20 protein-coding genes are annotated in these 21,335 nt (G+C 56.6%); 12 read left to right on the forward strand and 8 right to left on the reverse strand.

The features are described from left to right. Window position 1 precedes the first annotated feature (1 nt). The 4 genes from nuoN to CR254_RS16220 are packed head-to-tail and all read left to right on the forward strand — an operon-like array spanning window position 2 to window position 4,638. A complete protein-coding gene (gene nuoN, locus CR254_RS16205; protein ID WP_097931849.1) occupies window positions 2–1,444 on the forward strand; it encodes an NADH-quinone oxidoreductase subunit NuoN in 1,443 nt (480 codons plus the stop codon). Beyond that, window positions 1,445–2,185, forward strand: coding sequence for a biotin--[acetyl-CoA-carboxylase] ligase (locus tag CR254_RS16210; RefSeq protein ID WP_097931851.1), 741 nt, complete (start codon window positions 1,445–1,447; stop codon window positions 2,183–2,185). Window positions 2,186–2,189: 4 nt separating this feature from the next. Further along, window positions 2,190–2,969, forward strand: a complete 780-nt coding sequence (locus CR254_RS16215; RefSeq protein ID WP_097931853.1) for a type III pantothenate kinase — start codon at window positions 2,190–2,192, stop codon at window positions 2,967–2,969. Next, entirely contained in the window at window positions 2,962–4,638 is a 1,677-nt protein-coding gene (locus tag CR254_RS16220) for a ribonuclease J (protein ID WP_097931855.1), read from the forward strand. The genes CR254_RS16215 and CR254_RS16220 overlap by 8 nt, the downstream gene beginning before the upstream one ends. A 76-nt stretch (window positions 4,639–4,714) precedes the next feature. Here the strand turns inward: CR254_RS16220 and CR254_RS16225 are convergent, their stop codons facing one another. Further along, complete coding sequence (locus CR254_RS16225; protein ID WP_097931857.1) at window positions 4,715–6,343, reverse strand: DEAD/DEAH box helicase; 1,629 nt, start codon at window positions 6,341–6,343, stop codon at window positions 4,715–4,717. 228 nt (window positions 6,344–6,571) lie between these two features. Between CR254_RS16225 and CR254_RS16230 the strand changes: the two genes are divergently transcribed. Further along, window positions 6,572–7,384, forward strand: a complete 813-nt coding sequence (locus CR254_RS16230; RefSeq protein WP_097931859.1) for a ferredoxin--NADP reductase — start codon at window positions 6,572–6,574, stop codon at window positions 7,382–7,384. Between the two features lie 114 nt (window positions 7,385–7,498). Further along, complete coding sequence (locus CR254_RS16235) at window positions 7,499–7,771, forward strand: hypothetical protein (protein WP_097931860.1); 273 nt, start codon at window positions 7,499–7,501, stop codon at window positions 7,769–7,771. A 36-nt stretch (window positions 7,772–7,807) separates the two neighbouring features. On the opposite strand, the gene CR254_RS16240 is transcribed toward CR254_RS16235, so the two are convergent. Further along, complete coding sequence (locus tag CR254_RS16240; RefSeq protein ID WP_425440295.1) at window positions 7,808–9,424, reverse strand: peptide chain release factor 3; 1,617 nt, start codon at window positions 9,422–9,424, stop codon at window positions 7,808–7,810. 101 nt (window positions 9,425–9,525) lie between these two features. Between CR254_RS16240 and CR254_RS16245 the strand changes: the two genes are divergently transcribed. After that, window positions 9,526–9,894 (forward strand): nuclear transport factor 2 family protein, encoded by a 369-nt coding sequence (locus CR254_RS16245; RefSeq protein WP_097931862.1) that lies wholly within the window; start codon window positions 9,526–9,528, stop codon window positions 9,892–9,894. Between the two features lie 15 nt (window positions 9,895–9,909). Here CR254_RS16245 and CR254_RS16250 read toward each other — a convergent pair whose 3' ends face one another. The 3 genes from CR254_RS16250 to ccmA are packed head-to-tail and all read right to left on the reverse strand — an operon-like array spanning window position 9,910 to window position 11,695. Beyond that, entirely contained in the window at window positions 9,910–10,380 is a 471-nt protein-coding gene (locus tag CR254_RS16250; RefSeq protein ID WP_097931863.1) for a methyltransferase family protein, read from the reverse strand. Between the two features lie 8 nt (window positions 10,381–10,388). Beyond that, a complete protein-coding gene (gene ccmB / locus CR254_RS16255; protein WP_097931865.1) occupies window positions 10,389–11,054 on the reverse strand; it encodes a heme exporter protein CcmB in 666 nt (221 codons plus the stop codon). Beyond that, a complete protein-coding gene (gene ccmA, locus CR254_RS16260; RefSeq protein ID WP_097931867.1) occupies window positions 11,051–11,695 on the reverse strand; it encodes a heme ABC exporter ATP-binding protein CcmA in 645 nt (214 codons plus the stop codon). The genes ccmB and ccmA overlap by 4 nt, the downstream gene beginning before the upstream one ends. A 210-nt stretch (window positions 11,696–11,905) precedes the next feature. Here ccmA and acnA point away from each other — a divergent pair, with 210 nt between their 5' ends. Further along, a complete protein-coding gene (gene acnA, locus CR254_RS16265; protein ID WP_097931869.1) occupies window positions 11,906–14,674 on the forward strand; it encodes an aconitate hydratase AcnA in 2,769 nt (922 codons plus the stop codon). 190 nt (window positions 14,675–14,864) lie between these two features. Then, complete coding sequence (locus tag CR254_RS16270; protein WP_097931870.1) at window positions 14,865–15,566, forward strand: DUF1223 domain-containing protein; 702 nt, start codon at window positions 14,865–14,867, stop codon at window positions 15,564–15,566. A gap of 3 nt (window positions 15,567–15,569) precedes the next feature. Here the strand turns inward: CR254_RS16270 and CR254_RS16275 are convergent, their stop codons facing one another. Both CR254_RS16275 and infC read right to left on the reverse strand, forming a co-directional pair. Continuing rightward, complete coding sequence (locus tag CR254_RS16275) at window positions 15,570–16,442, reverse strand: lysophospholipid acyltransferase family protein (RefSeq protein ID WP_097931872.1); 873 nt, start codon at window positions 16,440–16,442, stop codon at window positions 15,570–15,572. 161 nt (window positions 16,443–16,603) lie between these two features. After that, entirely contained in the window at window positions 16,604–17,290 is a 687-nt protein-coding gene (gene infC / locus CR254_RS16280; protein ID WP_425440294.1) for a translation initiation factor IF-3, read from the reverse strand. A 27-nt stretch (window positions 17,291–17,317) separates the two neighbouring features. Between infC and CR254_RS16285 the strand changes: the two genes are divergently transcribed. Genes CR254_RS16285 through CR254_RS16295 form a run of 3 tightly spaced genes read left to right on the forward strand, consistent with a single transcriptional unit; the run spans window position 17,318 to window position 19,285 of the window. Beyond that, window positions 17,318–17,950, forward strand: a complete 633-nt coding sequence (locus CR254_RS16285) for a hypothetical protein (RefSeq protein ID WP_097931874.1) — start codon at window positions 17,318–17,320, stop codon at window positions 17,948–17,950. Between the two features lie 39 nt (window positions 17,951–17,989). Further along, window positions 17,990–18,637 carry a lysoplasmalogenase family protein gene (locus CR254_RS16290; protein ID WP_097931876.1) on the forward strand — a complete coding sequence of 216 codons (648 nt, stop codon included), beginning with the start codon at window positions 17,990–17,992 and terminating at the stop codon, window positions 18,635–18,637. A 12-nt stretch (window positions 18,638–18,649) separates the two neighbouring features. Then, window positions 18,650–19,285 carry a hypothetical protein gene (locus tag CR254_RS16295; protein WP_097931878.1) on the forward strand — a complete coding sequence of 212 codons (636 nt, stop codon included), beginning with the start codon at window positions 18,650–18,652 and terminating at the stop codon, window positions 19,283–19,285. Between the two features lie 53 nt (window positions 19,286–19,338). Here CR254_RS16295 and thrS read toward each other — a convergent pair whose 3' ends face one another. Beyond that, a complete protein-coding gene (gene thrS / locus CR254_RS16300; RefSeq protein WP_097931880.1) occupies window positions 19,339–21,291 on the reverse strand; it encodes a threonine--tRNA ligase in 1,953 nt (650 codons plus the stop codon). Window positions 21,292–21,335: the final 44 nt, after the last annotated feature.

Here is a 21,335-nt window from a genome sequence, read left to right on the forward strand (position 1 = left end):
TATGTTGAGCGAAAACCTCACAATCGTTCTGCCTGAGCTTTTGCTCGCAGGTTATGCGATGGCGGCTCTGATGTTCGGCGTCTTTATGGGCAAGGATCGGCAGGCGGAGCTAATTCTGTACGGTACGGTTGTTGTTTTGGCCGTGCTTGCCTTGATGATCGGCGTCCGTCCAGAGGGCACACATGTTGCCTTTAACGGTGCCTTTGTTGATGACGGGTTCTCCCGTTTTGCCAAGGTTACACTGTTGCTTGGCTCGGCTGTGATGCTCTTGCTTAGCCGCGAATACCTGAAGCGTCATGACTTGATGAAATTCGAGTTTCCAGTCCTGATAGCACTAGCATCAGTTGGCATGATGATGATGGTTTCTGCCGGAGATCTGATGTCCCTTTATATGGGGTTGGAGCTTCAATCGCTTGCGCTTTACGTGGTTGCAGCTTTCCGTCGGGATAGCTTGCGTTCGACGGAAGCGGGTCTGAAATACTTCGTGCTCGGTGCTCTGAGTTCCGGTTTGCTGCTATATGGCGCGAGCTTTGTTTACGGGTACACTGGAACAACGGTGTTTTCGGGAATTTCAGCTGTGATCGTCGAGGAAGGCGTCTCGATGGGCCTGCTGATCGGCTTGGTCTTCATGACAACCGGTCTCGCGTTTAAAATTTCCGCCGCGCCATTCCACATGTGGACCCCTGATGTTTATGAGGGGTCTCCAACGCCAGTGACCGCATTTTTCGCGACAGCACCAAAGGTTGCTGCTGCAGGAATGTTCGCGCGCGTAATGCTGGATGGCTTTGGTGGAGCGGTTGCTGATTGGCAGCAAATCCTGACTTTCCTTGCAATTCTCTCGATGTTCATTGGATCGATTGCGGCTATTGGTCAGACAAACATCAAGCGTCTGATGGCATATTCTTCCATCGGACACATGGGCTTTGCTCTGGTTGGTCTGGCTGCTGGTACGCAGGCCGGTGTTGCTGCACTGCTGATTTATCTGGCTGTTTATGTTGTGATGAATGTCGGTACGTTCACATTCATTCTGAATATGGAACGTGACGGGCGGCCAATTACTGATATCAGTGCGTTGAACCAGTATTCCAGTGTTGCACCTGGACGAGCATTTGCGTTGGCTATCCTGATGTTCAGCCTGGCCGGTATTCCGCCGATGCTTGGCTTCTTCTCGAAGTATTACGTCTTTTCCGCAGCCGTTGATGCTGGCCTAATCTGGCTTGCCGTGCTTGGTGTTGTGGCGAGTGTTATCGGTGCGTTCTACTATCTGCGCATTATCAAGCTGATGTATTTTGGTGAGGAAGTTGATCCCCTTACAGGGCGCATGCCTGTCACACATCGTGTGGCGTTGGCGTTGTCCTCCGCTGCTCTGCTTCTAGGTGCGTTTGTGCAGATGTTTGGTGTGGAGGCTTTGGCCACTCAGGCCGCAGCTTCGCTGTTTAACTAAATGGATGTGTGGCCCGAGGGTACAGGGCGCATCATTCTCGCTGAAACGGATAGCACCCAGCGTGCCGCCTTCCAGCATGCTGGGGATGCGCCGACTTGGGTGCTTTCGCATGTTCAATCTGGCGCTGTTGGCCGTCGTGGCCGCGCATGGCAAATGCCGGTCGGAAACTTTGCCGCTACGATGGTAATGCGTCCGGCTGGGCCTGTTCAGCGACGTTCTCTGCGATCCTTTACAGCGGCTCTTGCATTGCGCGATGCGTTGATCAGCTTGACTGGTCAGCCTGCGCTATTTGCATTGAAGTGGCCAAATGACGTTTTGTGCCGTGGGCGCAAGCTGGCAGGCATCTTGCTTGAAAGTCGCGAGGATTTGCTGCTGATCGGTATCGGTGTGAACCTGGTCGCGGCACCCTCGCAGGCTTCACTGGAGCAAGGCAGCGTTGCCCCTGTAGATCTGTTGTCCAGTAGTGGGCAACGGGTTGCACCCGAGGATCTGCTCGACCAGTTGGCTATGGCATTTTCGGAGCGTGAGGAACGATTGTTGAAAGAGGGCTTTGGCCCCCAACAAGCGGAATGGATGAGTGGCGCGGCACGTTTAGGTGAACCTATCGTTGCGCGGCTTGCCCAACGTGAGATTTCAGGTCGCTTTGATGGCATCGATGCAGATGGCGCGCTGCTACTTGCGACGGCTGAGGGGCTGCAAAGATTGCCCGCAGCTGAGATCTATTTCAACGAGGCGGGGTAGGGCGATGCTTCTAACGATTGATGTTGGCAATACCAACACGGTTTTCGCAGTTCATAACGGTGATGATTTTCTGGGTGAGTGGCGCTGTTCGACCTATGCCGCGCGCACGGCAGATCAGTATTACGTTTGGCTGCGACAGTTGATGGAGTTCAACGGCCTAGACGTTGTGATTGATGACGTGGTTATTTCATCGGTTGTTCCGCAGGTCGTATTTAACCTGCGCGTTCTATCGGATCGTTATTACAATTGCCGCCCACTGGTTGTAGGTAAGGCCGATTGCGTATTACCGGTTGCAGTGCGCGTGGACGAGGGCACGCTGGTTGGTGCGGATCGGTTGGTAAATACGGTTGCTGGCTATGATCGGTATGGCGGCGATTTGATCGTCGTTGATTTTGGCACGGCGACCACCTTTGACGTTGTGGACAGTGACGGTGCCTATATTGGTGGCGTGATTGCGCCGGGTGTTAATCTTAGCATCAAGGCATTACATGAAGCAGCAGCTGCGCTTCCAAATATTGATGTGACCAAACCACAACGTGTGGTTGGTACAAATACTATTGCCTGTATGCAGTCAGGCGTCTTCTGGGGCTATGTCGGCCTTATCGAAGGTATCTGCAAACAGATTAGAGGCGAGCGTGACCGCCCAATGAAGATTGTCGCGACCGGTGGATTATCCACGCTTTTTAATCAGGGCACTGATGTGTTCGATCATATCGACGCAGAGCTGACTATGCATGGTCTGGTCCTGATTAGTGAACATAATAGAAAGACTATGGATGAGTAAGAATGACAGCCTCGTTTATGTGGCCCTAGGTGGCGCAGGCGAGATCGGGATGAACATGTACCTGTACGGCTATGGCCCGCAGGCGAAGCGGCGTTGGATCATGGTCGATGCAGGAGTTGCGTTTCCCGACATGGACAGTTCCCCCGGCGTTGATTTGATCACTGCCGATCCTGAGTTCATCACCAGCCGCGTTCACGCGCTGGAGGCGATTTTCATCACGCACGCGCATGAGGATCATGTCGGTGCAATCGGTCGCCTGTGGCCTCAGCTAAAGGCGCCGGTTTATGCCCGTGAATTTACGGCAGAGATCGCGCGCGGCAAGATGGAAGAGGCTGGCGTTAACCCTGATGAGGTTAAAACCGTTGGCGCATGGCCTGAGCAGGTCGAGGCTGGTTCCTTCAAGGTAGGCTTCCTGCCGATCAGCCACTCCGTGCCTGAGAGCTCTGCGCTGGTCATCGACACCCCTGCGGGTCGTGTTGTGCATACCGGCGACTTTAAGGTGGATGCAAATCCGCAAGTGGGTGAGCCATTTAGCCCCGAAGCGATTTCTGACGTGTCCAAGGATGGCGTCCTGGCGCTTGTTTGCGATTCCACGAACGTGTTCTCAAAGCAGGCCGGTCGTTCGGAATCTGAATTGGTTGAGCCAATCACCGCACTGCTGCGTTCGCAGCCCGGAATGGTTGTTGCGACAACATTTGCATCCAACGTGGCGCGCCTGCGCACGCTGGCCTTGGCTGGTAAGGCTGCTGGGCGTTCAATCGTCGTTATCGGTCGCGCAATGCACCGCATGATTGGCACGGCGCGCAAGGTAGGGTTGCTGACCGATTTCCCTGACATTGTTGATGTGAACGACGCTGCTAATCTGCCAGCCGAGAATGTAATGGTCCTCGCATCCGGTTCGCAGGGTGAGCGTCGCGCTGCATCCGCTCAACTGGCGCGTGGCGGCTACGGTAAGCTGAGCATGAAGGATGGCGATACATTCCTGTTCTCGTCCAAAGTGATCCCGGGCAATGAAATCGGCGTTGCCTATATCGAGAACCAGTTCGCTATGCTGGGCGTCGATGTGATCGGTGATGAGGGTGGCCTGTACCATGTGTCCGGCCATGCGAACCGTCCTGATCTGCAAACCATGCACGAACTGGTTAAGCCGCAGTTCTTGATCCCCATGCACGGCGAATATCGCCATTTGCGTGAGCACGCAAAGCTGGGTGCAGCAGGGGGCCTGACGCCGGTGATTGCGCCCAACGGTGCGATGGTTGAGCTGACCGGCAATGAGCCAAAGATCGTAGAAATGGTCGAAACCGGCCGCCGCTATGTCGATGGCTCGGTGATGTATGGCGCCATGGACGGCATCGTGCGGGACCGTTTGCGGATGGCGATGCGCGGCATGCTGGTTGTGAACATCGTGTTTGATGAAAACAGCGATCTGGTCGGCGATGCATGGGTTGAGGCAAAGGGCCTGTTCGCGAATGTTGACGGGAACGAGGCATCCCTGCAAACCGAACTGGAAAAAGGCGTCACGCAGGAACTGGAGCGTTCGAAAAAGCGTCTACGTTCTGATGACGAGGCCGTTGAAAAGCTGGTCAAGCAGGCGGCGTCGAACCGCACCAATCGTATGATCGGTAAGAAGCCAGAAGTGATTGTGATGATTAACCGCCTCGAGGGATGAGGCGGTTACATCGTGCATGAAAAAGGCCCCGGTGAGCGATCACCGGGGCCTTTTTGTTTCTACCGTAAGGGCAGGATCAGGCGGCTGCGCCTTCTCCACTCTCATCAGAGCTTTCGTCCTTATCCGCAACCTTGGCAGTGCGGGTGGACGTTGGGATTTTGATTTCACGCAACATGAAGGCGGGGATGTGATCGCCCATGCCAACAACGCGGTTATCATCGCCACCACGTCCGCCACGACCGCGGCCACGATTATTGCCACGCTCCTGTCGGTCATTGGAGTTGCCGTTGTTACGGTCAGACGCTGCGTTCCGCTCGTTCCGTGTGTTTTCCTGTGGCTGCTCGTTATTATTGCGACCACGGCCACGTCCACCGCGAGTCCGCTCCTGTGCAGGCTTCTGCTCAGGCTCAGCGGCCTTTTGTGGGGTAGGCTCTGGCGCTGTCTCAACCGGTGCGGCTACCTCGGCAGGCTTTGCCTCTGCCTTGCGTGTGCGGGTCCGGGAGCGGCTGCGGGCAGGTTTTTCCTCGGTCGCCTCTGCCGGAGCAGGGGTCTCATCCGCCTTGAGCGGGCTTTCCAGACGCGGGATCGGCTGTTTCACCAGTTCTTCGATCTTTTCGAGGTATTTTTCCTCATGCGGGAAGCAGATCATGATCGCTTTACCCTTACGTCCTGCGCGGCCGGTCCGGCCAATGCGGTGGACGTAATCCTCGGAGTGGATCGGAACGTCGAAGTTGAACACATGTGACACGTTCGGAATGTCCAAGCCGCGTGCGGCAACATCGGATGCGACCAGCAGCTTCAATTCACCATCGCGGAAGCCGTTAAGGGTCTTCATGCGTAGGGACTGATCCAGATCACCGTGAATGGCCGCCGCATCCATGCCGTGCTTTTTCAGCGACTTGGCAACAATATCCACGTCACGTTTGCGGTTGCAGAAGATTATGCCGTTGTTCAGCTCTGTCTCAGCCTCGATCACGCGGCGTAGAACCTCACGCTTCTCACCATCAGCGCCCTTTTTACCGGATGTCTGGTGGACGATAACCGCCTGCTCGATCGTGTCGGAGGTGGTTGCCTGACGTGCAACCTCAACCCGAACGGGATTGTGCAGGAATGTCTCGGTGATGCGGGTGATCTCAGGCGCCATCGTGGCGGAGAAAAACAGCGTCTGGCGGGTGAACGGAGTCAGGCCAAAGATCCGCTCGATATCGGGGATGAATCCCATGTCGAGCATGCGATCCGCCTCATCGATCACCATAACCTGAACGCCGGTCAGCATCAGTTTGCCACGCTCGTGATGGTCCAGCAGACGGCCCGGCGTTGCGATCAGAACGTCCACGCCGCGGTCGATCAGTTTGTCCTGATCCTTGAAGCTGACGCCACCGATCAGCAACGCCATGCTGAGCTTGTGATATTTTCCGTAGGTCTCGAAATTCTCTGCAACCTGCGCTGCCAACTCACGCGTGGGGCATAGGATCAGCGAGCGTGGCATACGTGCCTTTGCACGGCCCTGTGCGAGGATCGAAATCATCGGCAGGGTAAAGCTGGCTGTTTTTCCGGTTCCGGTCTGCGCAATGCCCAGAACGTCCTTGCCCATCAATGCGTGGGGGATCGCCTGTTCCTGAATGGGGGTCGGGGTATCGTAGCCTGCTTCAGCAACAGCTTTCAGAACCTTTTCATCAAGTTCCAGATCGGAGAATTTGGTCATGTGTTTCCTTCGCGCGGTTTAGATGCGGCGCCATGGTAGGCCGCCTTCACTGCAGCGACCGGTGCCACCCGGATCGGTGGCGCTTCGTAAACTGCGCGCGTGATGCCTGTTAGCGGCCTAAATGTCAATGAAACTTGCAAATTGCTGCGGTTTACCTGCGATCTAACGCCACGTGTGCTTGCACGACAACGGGTGGAGGCGTAATTGCGCGTCAAAAGGAGCCCACAGATGACCTATACTTCCGCCACGCCGATTGATGACCTGCCCAAGGGCCTGAAGGGAGTCGTCTTTCTGAAGGTCACTTCTGTCCGACATTGGACCGACCGCACGTTCAGCTTTACCTGTGAACGCCCCGCTACATTGCGGTTCCGTTCCGGTGAATTTGCCATGATTGGTCTGGTTAATGGAGAAAAGGCCCTGATGCGTGCCTACTCTATCGCTAGCCCCGCATGGGAGGAGGAGCTGGAATTCTACTCGATCAAGGTTGATGACGGCCCGCTAACATCCCGATTGCAGCATCTGAAGGTGGGCGATGAGATTGTCATGCGCGCAAAACCGGTTGGCACGCTGGTTCATGACGCGCTGACCCCGGGCAAACGCTTGATTATGTTCTCCACCGGCACGGGAATCGCTCCATTTGCCAGTGTGATCCGTGATCCGGAGACCTATGAGAAGTTCGACGAGGTGATTCTAACTCAAACTTGCCGTGACGCGGGTGAGCTGGATTACGGCCACCATTTGATTTCGCAAATCGCAGAGCATGAGTTCCTGCCGGAGATCGTCGGGGACAAGTTACGATTGATCGCGACAACGACACGCGAAACCTCGGGCGCGATGGGGCGGATGACGGATTGGCTGCGCGATGGCCGTTTTGCCGATGCGACAGGCGCGGCGTTGGACCCAGCCACCGACCGTGTGATGATCTGTGGCTCGATGGAAATGCTCAGGGAACATAAGCAGATTTGCGAAGATGCAGGAATGCGCGAGGGGTCAAATTCCGAACCCGGTGATTTCGTCATTGAGAAGGCATTTGTTGACTGAATTTCGGGTCAGCGACAACCTGTGCCGACGATAAATATATCGCATTTTATGTATGCTGAGCGTGCGTGACAAAACGCACAGACGGGCCGTGATAGCAGTGAAATCACGGTCCGTATGGAAGACATTGATGAACATATCGGCCATCGCTACGTGCCTGGCCACGAACGTGCCCATTGCGATTGGGCCTGTGAAATTATCAACACGACGATGCAATTCTGGGAGCTGGTCGCGATGGTTGCCGGTGGCATCCTCGTGTTCTCGCTCATTTTCGGCATTCGCCGCCTGATGAGAATTATGGCGCAGGATAAAGTTGTGGTTCGTGGTCGCACTGAGGCTGAAAAGCAGGATCACCTGCGCACGCTGCGTGAGATGCGGAAAAGTAGATAGATATGGGTGCGCCCGCATTGCCGCGGGCGCTGTCCATTAAACCATCATCTGTTTGATCGCTGTCAGCGACAGCTCGGGCCAATCACGTTCAACCCGATCAATATCCCATTGCAGGCGCGTCAGGAATACTGGGTCGCCATCATGGTCTGTGGCCATATGGCCCTTATTCGTGTTGGCAAAGCGGTCGATTTCCGCCTGTGGGCCATTGACCCAACGGGCAGAGGTGAATTGCGACGGCTCGAACCGGACGGGCAGGCCGTATTCCAGCTCGATCCGGCTGGCCAGAACCTCGAACTGCAACTGCCCGACAACGCCAACAATCGCGCCGGAGCCGATCATTGGTTTGAAGATCTTGGCGGCGCCTTCCTCGGCGAATTGTTGCAGGGCCTTATCCAGATGCTTGGCCTTCATCGGATCGCCGGCACGCACGGATTGCAGCAATTCGGGTGCAAAGGACGGGATGCCGGTGAATTTCAGCTCCTCACCCTCGGTCAATGCATCACCGATGCGCAGCTGGCCATGGTTGGGGATGCCGATGATATCGCCGGCCCATGCCTCCTCAGCCAGCTCGCGATCCGAGGCGAGGAACATTACGGGGTTGGAAACCGCCATCGGCTTCTTGGTCCGAACGTGGTGCACCTTCATCCCGCGTTTGAAGTGGCCCGAGCATAGGCGCACGAAAGCAACGCGGTCCCGATGTTTGGGGTCCATATTCGCCTGAACTTTAAAGACAAAGCCGGCAACCTTCTTCTCATCAGGACTGATTGAGCGGGGGTGGGCGGGGCGAACCTGCGGCTCTGGCCCGAAATCGCTGATGCCGCGCATCAATTCGCGCACGCCAAACGAGTTAATGGCCGAGCCGAACCAGATCGGCGTCAGCGTGCCGTCCAGAAAATCCTGACGGTTAAATGGCGGCAGTAGCTCACGCGCCATTTCCACATCTTCGCGCAGTTTTTCCAGCAATTCGGCGGGGATATGCTCCGCCAGTTTAGGATCGTCCAGGCCCTCGATCGAAACGCTCTTCGCGACCGTGTTCCGGTCGGCTCGATCCATCAATTCCAGCCGGTCGTTGAGCATGTCGTAGCAGCCCAGAAACTCACGCCCGACGCCGATTGGCCAGCTGGCCGGCGTCACATCGATGGCGAGGTTTTCCTGGATTTCGTCGATAATCTCGAAAGTATCGCGGCTCTCACGGTCCATTTTGTTACAGAACGTCAGAATCGGCAGATCGCGCAGGCGGCAAACCTCGAACAGTTTCTGCGTCTGGCTTTCCACACCCTTGGCGCCGTCGATCACCATCACGGCGGCATCAACTGCGGTCAGGGTACGATAGGTATCCTCGGAAAAATCCGAGTGGCCCGGCGTATCGACCAGATTGAACCAGAACTCGCCAAATTCAAACGACATGGCAGAGGCAGAGACAGAGATGCCGCGGTCCTTTTCCATCTGCATAAAGTCGGAGCGCGTGCGCCGCGCCTCACCCTTTGCACGGACCTGACCCGCCATTTGGATCGCACCGCCATATAGCAGGAATTTCTCCGTCAGGGTCGTCTTGCCCGCATCGGGATGCGAGATGATGGCAAAGGTCCGCCGCCGGGCAATCTCGGCAGGCAAATCTGGGATGTTATGGGCGCGATCTGACATGGGCGGCATATAGCGCTGTGGACGTTCGGGCGCAATCGTTCCGACGCGGCTTGGTCGGATCATGCGAATCTGCTAGCGTTAGAACAATTGGTGAACGCTGGGAGGTTCTGATGAACACGCTAGAAATTGCTCAGGCATTGGTAACGTTTTGCCGCGAGGGTAAGGATAACGAGGCGCTCGACACATTATATGCAGCAGATGCTGTATCGGTTGAGGCAGCGGATGGCGGGACAGGCTCACGCATCACGCAGGGTGTTGAGGGGATTTACGGCAAGCACCAATGGTGGGCCGATAACTTCGAGGTGCACGAGGTTACAGTCTCAGACCCGATGCCCCATGGCGATGGCCGCTTTGCCGTGATTTTCGAAATGGACACAACGCACAAGCCCAGCAACCAGCGCAGCCAAATGCAGGAGGTCGCAATCTACACCGTCGCTGATGGCAAAATCGTACGTGAGGAATTTTTCTACGCGATGTGAGCAGGGCAGGGGCTGCTACAGCCACCGGCGGGTTTGTTGTTTGTATTCGGTATATTGATCGCCGAACTTTTCTGTCAGATAGGCTTCCTCACGCAGGACAACGCCGTAATGCAGTGCGATGAGTGCCAGTGGCGCGATGATGATCGACCACTCCATAGATACGGCCAGTCCTAGGCCCAGTTGGACCAGTTCAATCGCGATATACATCGGGTTGCGGCTGAAGCGATACGGCCCACTGCTAACGATCAGCAGCGCGGGTGTGTGGGGGCTGACATTGGTTCCCGCCCGCTTGAAAACGACGACACCCCATAGGCCAAGCGCTAGGGCAAGGGCCAAGATTGCAATGCCAACAGCTTGCTGAACATCGCCCGCCGGTTCCAACAGGCCCAGTGGCGCGATCCGTTGCAGAACCAGCGCGACAATTGGCGCCATAGCGAACAGCACGGGTGGATAGAACACAATGTTTGGGCTGTCAGCATTGGCCATTTTCGATCCTATCTCAGGTTTACGCGCAATGCAGCCGCGGCGACAAAGGGGCCAGCGGCCAGCACGAGCAGTGACGTGCCTGCAAGGAAGGGAAGCGAGGCGCCGGCCTTCAGCCCATCCGCCGCGCGGCTTGCGATTTGGGCACCAAATATCAATGTCGGCACGTATAGTGGCAGAACCAATAGCGATAGCAGCAATCCACCACGGCGCAGACCAACGGTAATCGCGGCCCCAATCGCACCGATTGCGGACAGGGCAGGCGTGCCTAGCAGCAATCCTAGTACTAACATTGGTTGCGCGGCATCAGGCAGGTTCAGCGTTAGTGCCAGCACCGGCGCGGCCAGCACCAATGGCAAACCGGTGGTCAGCCAATGGGCCAGCGCCTTGATCGCGACGATCCCCTCCAACGGCAATGGCGACAGCGCAAGGATATCCAGCGTTCCATCCTCATGATCCGCCTGAAATAACCGATCCAGTGACAGCAGGCAGGCGAGCAGGGCGGCGATCCACAACAGGCCCGGCGCGACCTGTGCCAGCAAAACCTGATCCGGCCCGATGCCCAGCGGCGCCAGCAGCACAACGATCAGAAAAAACGCAAGGCCAAGGCCGGCACCACCACCAGCACGAACCGCCAGCTGGATCTCTCGCACCAGCAGGGCGCGGGCGGGGCTCATCCGAAATCTCCGGCTAGAAACGGGTCGGCAATATCCAAGCCCTCGACGGTTTTAGGTGCTGAGAGCAAATGCTGGCGCAGGGGCAGACCCAGATCGATATGGGTCGCAACAATCGCCAATCCGCCCTGCGCGAGGTGCTGTGCCAGAACCTCGGCAAACAGGGCCGTATGTGTCGTGTCGAGCGATACCGTGGGCTCATCCAGCAGCCATAGTGGACGCTTTGTCAGAACCAGCCGCGCAAGACCCAACCGACGTTTCTGTCCGGCAGAGCATAGCCCAGCGGGTCGATCCGCGATTTGGGATAGGTCGAACCGGTCCAGCGCGGCCGCCGCGTCGCCATTAAATAGGGCCGCCCAGAAGCGCAGATTTTCGGAAACGCTCAGCGCGGATTTGATGGCGTCCTGATGCCCGGCATAGGCGATTTGATCCAGCCAGCCATCCGAACCTAGCTTAAATTCGCCCACTTGTGCGCGCCCGCTGTGCGGGATCAGGCCGCATAGCGCGCGGATCAGCGTTGATTTTCCTACGCCATTTGGTCCCTGCAATGCGATGCCCTGACCGGCGGAAAGCTGTAGCGACACATCCGCCAGAATGCGTCGCCCGCCGCGCAAGCAGCCCAGATTATGTACATTCAATTCCATGCCTCATGGCTACCTGAGGCGGCGCGTTATCGAAAGGGGATTTGCGCGGTATACCTATGTGTACAATTCATTGCATTTCACATGAAATTCACATATATGAGTTGTGAAAGCACGGTGCACCGGCTGGAAGACACGATGCTCCGTGCTAAGTCAGATTGTATCGCCCACTGATTTGTGGCGCGCCGTCAAACCAGCAAGGAAGAGGTTCCCATGCCCATTACCGTCGGTCAGGACAGCAACAACACGCGCCGGACGCTTAGTTCCGGCGGCGCATCCTTCGCCTATTATTCGATTTCCGCCGCGCAGGAGGCGGGCCTGGGCGACTTCTCCCGCTTGCCTGCGGTGCTGAAGGTTGTGCTGGAAAACATGCTTCGGTTCGAGGACGGCAAGACCGTCTCGACCGATGACATCAAGGCCTTTGCCGAGTGGGCGAAGCTGGGCGGCAAGAACCCGCGCGAGATCGCCTATCGTCCCGCCCGCGTGTTGATGCAGGATTTCACCGGCGTGCCGGCTGTTGTTGACCTTGCCGCGATGCGCGACGGGATTGTGGCCTTGGGTGGCGATGCGCAAAAGATTAACCCGCTGAACCCTGTCGATCTGGTCATTGACCACTCCGTCATGATTGATGAGTTCGGAAACCCGCGTGCATTCCAGATGAACGTGGACCGTGAATATGAACGGAATATGGAGCGTTATCAGTTCCTGAAATGGGGCCAAAAGGCGTTCGATAACTTCCGCGTTGTGCCGCCCGGAACCGGCATCTGCCATCAGGTGAACCTTGAATACCTCGCCAAAACCGTCTGGTCCGACAAGGATCAGAATGGTGAGGTCGTGGCCTATCCTGATACATTGGTCGGTACGGATTCCCACACCACCATGGTCAACGGCGCGGCTGTCCTTGGTTGGGGCGTTGGCGGGATCGAGGCGGAGGCCGCGATGCTGGGGCAGCCGATCTCGATGCTGATCCCAGAGGTTATCGGCTTCAAGCTGACCGGTGCGATGCCAGAAGGGACAACAGCAACCGACCTTGTGCTGAAGGTGGTTGAGTTGTTGCGGGCCAAGGGCGTGGTGTCGAAATTTGTCGAATTCTACGGCGACGGGCTGGACAACGTACCGCTGGCGGATCGTGCGACCATCGGCAACATGGCGCCGGAATATGGCGCGACCTGCGGCTTCTTCCCGATTGATGGCGAGACAATCCGCTACCTGACCCAAACGGGCCGTGATGAGGATACAATCGCGCTGGTTGAGGCCTATGCCAAGGCGAACGGCATGTGGCGCGACCCGGGATATGAGCCTGTCTATACCGACACGCTGGAGCTGGATATGAGCACGGTTGTGCCCGCGATTTCCGGCCCGAAACGCCCGCAGGATCATATTGCTCTGACCTCTGCCGCATCCGAATTTGCCGCCTATGTTAAGGGGCAACGCCCCGGCGCATCCGATACAGCCGAGGTCCGTTGGACCGCAGAGGGCGGGCAGCCCGAGCCGCAGGACATCCCCGGAAACGAGGGGCACCACAAGCTGGGCTACGTTAAGACCGAGGAAAGCGGCTATCAGATGCATGATGGCTCGATCGTCATTGCCTCGATCACGTCCTGTACCAATACCTCGAACCCATATGTGATGATCGGGGCCGGTCTGGTGGCGCGTAAGGCGCGTGCGCTGGGTCTGAACCGCAAGCCATGGGTCAAGACATCGTTGGCCCCCGGTTCGCAGGTGGTTTCCGCCTATCTGGAGGCAGCCGAGTTGCAGGACGATCTGGACGCCATCGGCTTTAACCTCGTCGGTTATGGCTGCACGACCTGTATCGGCAATTCCGGTCCGCTGGCGCCTGAAATCTCGAAATGCATCAACGATAATGATCTGATCGGGGTTTCTGTCCTGTCGGGCAACCGTAACTTCGAGGGTCGGATTTCCCCAGATGTGCGGGCGAACTACCTCGCGTCGCCACCGCTGGTCGTGGCCTATGCCTTGGTCGGTGATATGAACGTGGACATTACCACGGCGTCGCTGGGCAAGGATAAGGACGGCAACGACGTTTACCTCAAGGATATCTGGCCATCGCAGGCAGAAATCGCCGAGCTCGTGCAGGCAACCGTAACGCGTGAGGCATTCCAGTCAAAATATGCTGACGTGTTCAAGGGCGACGACAAATGGCAGGGCGTGGAGACCACGGATAGTGAAACCTATGACTGGCCCGCAGCATCCACCTATGTGCAGAACCCACCGTATTTCCGCGACATGGCCAAGGAAGCAGGCGTAATCTCGGACATCACTGATGCCAAGGTTCTGGCAATTCTGGGCGATATGGTGACGACGGACCACATCTCACCCGCCGGTTCGTTCAAGGAGACGACACCTGCCGGTAAATATCTGGTCGAGCATCAGGTGCCCGTGCGTGAGTTCAACTCCTACGGATCGCGTCGCGGCAATCACGAGGTGATGATGCGCGGTACCTTCGCCAATATCCGCATCCGGAACGAGATGCTGGATGGTGTCGAGGGCGGTTATACCCTGTCCCCCAGTGGCGAACAGACCTCGATCTTTGACGCTGCTATGGAATATCAAGAGCAAGGCACCCCGTTGGTCATCTTTGGTGGTGAGCAATATGGCGCAGGCTCCAGCCGTGACTGGGCAGCAAAGGGCACCAACCTGTTGGGCGTAAAGGCTGTCATCGCCGAGAATTTCGAGCGTATCCACCGCTCGAACCTCGTCGGTATGGGCGTTATCCCGTTCGAATTTACCGCTGGTGATACGCGCAAAACTCTGGCGTTGAAGGGGGATGAAACGGTTTCGATCACCGGACTTGCGGGCGATCTGAAGCCGCTCAGCAATGTTCCCGCGACGATCACATATGGCGACGGCGCGGTGAAGGACATCACGCTGAAATGCCGGATCGATACCGAGGTTGAGATCGAATATGTCGAAAATGGCGGCGTGTTGCACTATGTGCTGCGCAACCTTGCCGCGTCGTAATCGCGCTAAAAATAGAGGGAAAGGGGCGCTTCGGTGCCCCTTTTTCGTTTTAAGCCAGTGAAACCAGCATGTTTCGATATTTGTGACACAGTTCAAACATGCATTGGCTCGGTAACTCCCGAACACTTGATTGGACCCGACCGAATGCTGCACTTAGCTATAAGCGACACAGATAATCCGAGGTAGATTTATGGTCCTGCGCAAAGTTGCACTGATTGCCACGCTGCTATCCGCTGCTGCAAGTAGCGCCGTCGCGCAGAGCAATCCCGTGGTGGTTGAGCTATTTACTTCGCAGGGGTGTTCCTCCTGCCCGCCGGCTGATGAGTTCTTGGGCGAATTGGCGGAACGTGAAGACGTTATCGCATTGTCACTGCATGTCGATTACTGGGACTATCTAGGCTGGAGCGATCCGTTTGCATCGCCGGAGATGACCCAAAGGCAGCGCAGCTACGCCGTTGCCCACAATACCCGTTCCGTCTTTACACCGCAGATGATGATACAGGGCGAAGTGTCCGCCGTTGGCCACCGTCGTGATGACGTCCTGACCGCGATTGATGCGGCAGCAGCCACCCCGGCGCCTGCGACGATTGAGTTGACGGAGCAGAACGGTCGCTTGCTGGTCGTGATCATTCCGCGTCGTGAGGGGCTGAATGGCGTTGTTCACATTGTCAGCTATGCTTTGCCACAGGAATTGCAGATCCCGCGTGGCGAAAATGGCGGTCAAACTGTGACCTACACAAACGTAGTCACGGATTGGATGCGTCTGGGCGATTGGGACGGTCAGCGTATGGAGCTGGTCGCACCCGCGCCTGCTATGGGTAAGGGTGTGGCTGTGATCGTGCAGCAAGGCCGCGTCGGGCCCGTTCTGGCAGCCGCTCGGATGGAACGCTGATCTCTACCTCCAGCGGCGATGGAACCAGAACCACTGCTCGGGCCGCTCACGAATCCATACGCTGAGCTGGTCGTTAACAGCCGCCATCATCGTATGCTCATCACTGGGCGGGATCGGTGCGGCGAATACGCTGTCAAAGGTCTCCCCATCCGCGGCGCGGAAAGTGATGACCGGAATCAGCGGGATATTCATGCTTAGCGCCAGTTTGGCCGCTGTCAGCGTTGTCTCAGCCGGATGACCCAGAAAATCGATAAGTGGCGCACCGGTCTGCTTTTGATCCACCAGGATTTCAGCGACGCCACCACCGCGCAGATGCTTGATTAAATCGCGCGTTCCCTGCCGTCCCTTTGAGAAGGCATTCGGGCTTAATGTGCGCAAGGCCGCCACGAAATCCGCGTTGTAATAGGGGTTGTTATGCGTGCGATAAACCCCCGCAATCTCAACCCCTTGGGCCAAGGCGGAGGCGCGCGCGCCCTCCCAGTTGCCGTAGTGGGCTGATGCAATGATCGCACCACGTCCCTGTTCTTGCGCGGTCACCAACGCCTCCAGCCCATCGCCGCTGGCGCGAAATCGCGTGGGGTCGGATACGACATCGGCCATCATCATTTCTTCGACCAACACGCGCCCGAAATTATCGCCGATACCTGTAATCAGCCGGTCACGATCCGCTTTGGTCAACTGCGGCATGACCATATCCAGATTGCGGTGCACACGCTTTCGTGCCGCGGGCACGCGCATCAAGACAGCGCGGCCGATCCACGATCCGACACGCAAACGGCGGGAGTAGGGCAATAGGCGCAATGCCTTGCCCAATACACGCAGAACTGCATTGGAGAGGTAGTGCCCGATATCTGTCAGGCGGCGCTGGATCGTCATGCGAGGCTAGCCCCATCGATGTCGTTGCTGTTGCTACATCTCTATCCGAGTTGCGCGTTGCGGGCCATCGGTGTGACGGGGCAACGTGGCGTCGAAATGGTAGAGACGAAAAAGGCGACGCATCTGCGCCGCCTTTCATATTCCTATCGCAGATCCGGCCGTTAGGTCTTAACCGGCGAAATCATCATAACCATCTGGCGGCCCTCAACGCGGGGCATATTGTCGATCTTGCCTGTACCCTCAACATCGTCAGCGACGCGGTTGAGAAGAATACGGCCCAGATCCTGGTGCGCCATTTCGCGGCCACGAAAACGCAATGTGACTTTAACTTTATCCCCACCTTCGAGGAACTTCATCACGTTGCGCATTTTGACGTCGTAATCATGCGTGTCGGTGTTGGGGCGGAACTTCACCTCCTTCACCTCGATCGTCTTTTGCTTTTTACGCGCCTCGGATTCACGTTTCTGCTGTTCATATTTGAACTTGCCGAAATCCATGATCTTACAGACGGGCGGCTCGGCGTTCGGGGAGATTTCCACGAGGTCGAGACCTGCCTCCTCCGCAAGTTCAATGCCACGACGAGGCGTAACAACGCCTACCTGTTCGCCGTCAGCGCCGATCAGGCGAATTTCGTTCGAGCGGATGCGGTCATTGACACGGGGTCCCGTGTCGCGGGTTGGGGGCGCATTGTGCGGTCTTCTGGCTATGGTCTTCTCGTCCTTCTGTGGTGACAGATCGCGTATATCATATTTTACTCCACGCGCACAGACTTGACCCGCGCGCGCAAAGCAGGGCAACAGGAGGCTTAAGTGGAGCCTCTTTGCCTTTGGGTCAATAGAGTTTATCAACTCAAACCGTTATGTCGGGAGGCTTTCGTGATTTTTCAAGGGATTTTGGTCGCAATTTCTGCTGTCGCGGCGACCCTTTATCTCGTGCTTTATCGTAAGGCCCCGCCATCGCGCCGCCGCGCATTGGTTAAAGCAACCGCGGCCGGCAGCTTGATGGTGGCGACAATCATCGAAGGCGCACCAATAACACTGGTTTTTTATTTCGCATCTGCTGCGCTGTGCGATGCCATTTTAGCACGTGAGGACGGTGACGATTTTTTCGTTGCCTTGGCTGTCGCGCTAATGGCGCAAATTTTCCTATGCCTCACGTTTTTAACAGCATGGACCGGCATTGATGCCCCGTTCGTAGCGGCGATCGGGCTTGGAGGAATTTGGGTCGGGTATTTCATGTTGATCTGGGGCGGGCTGGTGCGATCACGCGTTGCAATTATTTGCTATTCTGTGGGGATGCTTGCATCCACCTATGTCGCGTTGGGTACCGATACTTACGGGCAATTCGCAGTTATCGGCATGCTGTTCTATGTTTTGTCGCAAGTTTTAATTTCGCTGGAAATTTACATGCTGCGCAGAAACGAGATTGAGGCCGTTCTCGCGGGGCATTCTGTCTGGATATCTTACTACACGTCATTACTAATGTTCTTCGTCGCATTTTGCGGATAACGTTAATGCAAGTGCCCGCCCCCAGTACAGAACCAGCATATGTATGAGATTAACGCGTTTACGATTGCCGCGCTGGTGATATCACTCATCAGCTCTGTGATTTATGTGGGCTATTTCCAGCTGCGAGCCGTGTCCGTACCGCGATCGGTTAGTAAGACGATGTCAATTCTTGCATTGGCGGTGGCTGCATGGTTGGGCGGCGTGTCGGAGCTGTTCTGCGTGGGTCTACTGCTATGCGCGGTGGCTGATTGTCTGAAAAGTCTCCGCAGTGACCGTCTGTTCTTCGTTGCTGTTATCGCGTCGGCCTCGATGCAGTTACTGACATGCATATGGTTCGTATTTGTTCTGTGGGTGGGGATTGAGGCACCGCTGGTTGGTATTTTGGGCGTTTTTGGCGTTTCAGGTGGGTTTTTTGCCATGGTTTGGCCCAAGCTGAAGGGCGGAAACCTGCTACTGATTCCGTATTTTTTCTGCACGATGCTGCTGTTTTCATTGGGTCTGGGTGCATCCCCGGGACGACCACTACTGATGCTCGGCCTGACATTTTACCTGATCACACTACTTTTGTTAGGGTTTGAGGTGATCCTGTTCAACAAGAAGTATCGATTTTTGCGTGTTGTCGGACCTATCATCTGGGTGTTTTACCATGCAGGATTGACGTTGATGATGATTGGTGGCGCGGAATGAGTGGGGACTAGAATGGCGATCCTGTTCCTTTTGATCGGGGTGGGCGCGGGGCTGGATTATGGCCTGCTGCGATCATGGCAGCGCCCATCATGGGAACGGACGTTAACCAAAACGTCTGCTATGGTCGCGATCCTGATCTGGGCCACGCTGATTGGCGCGCCAAACCATGTGATTATCGCTATTTGCTTTGCTGTGCTGGGTGATTTCGGCAGCAGTCGCGGTGCGCTCAATTGGGTGGTGATGAGCGCGATAACCTTCGGCGCGGTTCATGCGATTTATATGGTTGAGTATCTGGCACTGGCCAACCGCTCGATTATTGAGGCGGGTCCGGCAATCTTGTTGGCTACCTGCACGACCGGAGTGGTCATCATCATGTGCCTGCGCTCACAACAAAGGCACTGGCACATATGCGTGCTGCAATCGACCGTCGGGTTATTGCAATTCGCGCTGGGGCAGATGGTCGGTGGTGAGATGATGATAATCAGCTACACGACATCGCTGTTTTTCGCGGCAGGCTTGTTTCACTGTTTGACGGTGATTTTCCTGGAACAGACGGCGCCGATGCGGCGGCTGATATGTCCAATGGTGTGGTGCATGTATATGATGGCCCAGATATTTACGATCATCGGTTTAACCGAATTCGCGTAGGATCGGGCAGCAACGCGGCGATAGATACCGCCGCGTTGATTGGCTTCGAGTGATCAGCGTGCAACCTGATCGGGTGCCAATGCCTCGTTGCTCAATGTAGCCAACACGTCCTCGCGTGGCAGAACCACGGACTGTTTTTCACCCAAGCGGCGCATAGACACGGTGCCGTTCTCGACCTCTTGGCGACCGACAGCTAGGATCACCGGCACTTTGCCCAGTGAATGCTCACGGACCTTGTAGTTGATCTTCTCGTTGCGGGTGTCTGCCTCGGCACGAATGCCCTGCTTGCGCAGCATCTCAACCGTTGCGTTCACGAAATCATCCGCATCCGATACGATGGACGCTACGACGACCTGACGTGGGGCCAGCCAGAAGGGCAGCTTACCCGCGTAGTTCTCAATCAGGATACCGATGAAGCGCTCGAACGAGCCGAGAACCGCGCGGTGCAGCATGAAGGGACGGTGCTTGTCGCTGTCCTCACCCACATATTCCGCGCCTAGACGCTCGGGCAGTTGGCTGTCTACTTGGAACGTGCCGCACTGCCATTCGCGGCCAATCGCGTCGGTCAGCTTGAAGTCCAGCTTGGGGCCGTAAAATGCGCCCTCACCGGGATCGACTTCATAATCCATACCGATGGATTTGATCGCGGATTCCAGTGCGCCTTCGGTTACATCCCATTCAGCATCGGTGCCGATACGCTGATCAGGGCGGGTGGAGAACTTGATCTTGAACTCGTCAAAGCCGAGATCCTTGTACACGCGGCTGAGGAGCTGGATGAACTTGGCGCATTCCTCCTGAATCTGCTCCTGCGTGCAGAAGATGTGCCCATCATCCTGAACAAAACCACGCACACGCATCAGGCCGTGCATCGCGCCGGATGCCTCGTAGCGATGGCACGAACCGAATTCGGCCAGACGCAGGGGCAAGTCGCGATAGGATTTCAGGCCTTGGTTATAGACCTGAACGTGGCACGGACAGTTCATCGGCTTTAGCGCATTCGTCCGCTTTTCATTTGCATGTTCCTCATCAATCTCGGTGATGAACATGTTTTCGCGATATTTGTCCCAGTGGCCGGAGGCCTCCCACAACTTGCGATCCACAACCTGAGGTGTGCGGATTTCCTTGTAGCCGTCCTCGATCTGACGACGGCGCATATATTCCTCAAGCCCGCGATAGATGCTCCAGCCATTGGGGTGCCAGAACACCATGCCGGGCGCTTCCTCTTGCAGGTGGAACAGGTCCATCTCCTTGGCCAAGCGACGGTGATCGCGTTTTGCGGCCTCCTCGACTTGTAGAAGATGCGCCTTCAGCTCCTGCCGAGTGCGGAAGGCAACGCCGTAGATGCGCTGAAGCTGTTTGTTCTTCGAGTCGCCACGCCAATAGGCACCGGAAACGCGGGTCAGTTTGAACGCATCCGCAGGCACCTGACCGGTATGGGCGAGGTGTGGGCCGCGGCACAGATCCTGCCAATCGCCGTGCCAGTACATCCGCAGGTCTTCGCCCTCTGGAATGGCGTCGATCAACTCAACCTTGAATGGTTCGTTCGCGGCTTCGTAATGAGCAATAGCGCGGGCGCGCTCCCATGTTTCTGTGCGAACGGGATCGCGCAGGGTGATGATGTCACGCATCTTTTTCTCGATCGCCTCAAGGTCCTCAGGCGTGAAGGGTTCCTCGCGATCAAAATCGTAGTACCAGCCATTGGCGATAACAGGTCCGATTGTGACCTTTACGTCAGGCCAGATTTCCTGCACGGCACGGGCCATGATGTGGGCGGAATCGTGCCGGATCAGCTCCAGCGCTTCGGCCTCGTCCTTGATTGTGTGAATGGCGAGTTGCGCATCATTCTCGATCGGGCGGGACAGGTCGCGGAACTGACCGTCTAGCGTGCAGGCAATGGCCTGCTTGCCCAGTGATTTCGAGATATCTGCAGCAACCTCACCTCCGGTAATCCCTGCCTCATACATGCGCTGTGCGCCATCGGGCAGTGTGATCGTGATCTGGGCCATCATGGGCCTCCTACGGTTCGGCGCCTACGAGTGCGCCCGGTTGC

Source organism: Pontivivens marinum, assembly GCF_900231835.1.
Taxonomy (GTDB): domain Bacteria; phylum Pseudomonadota; class Alphaproteobacteria; order Rhodobacterales; family Rhodobacteraceae; genus Pontivivens; species Pontivivens marinum.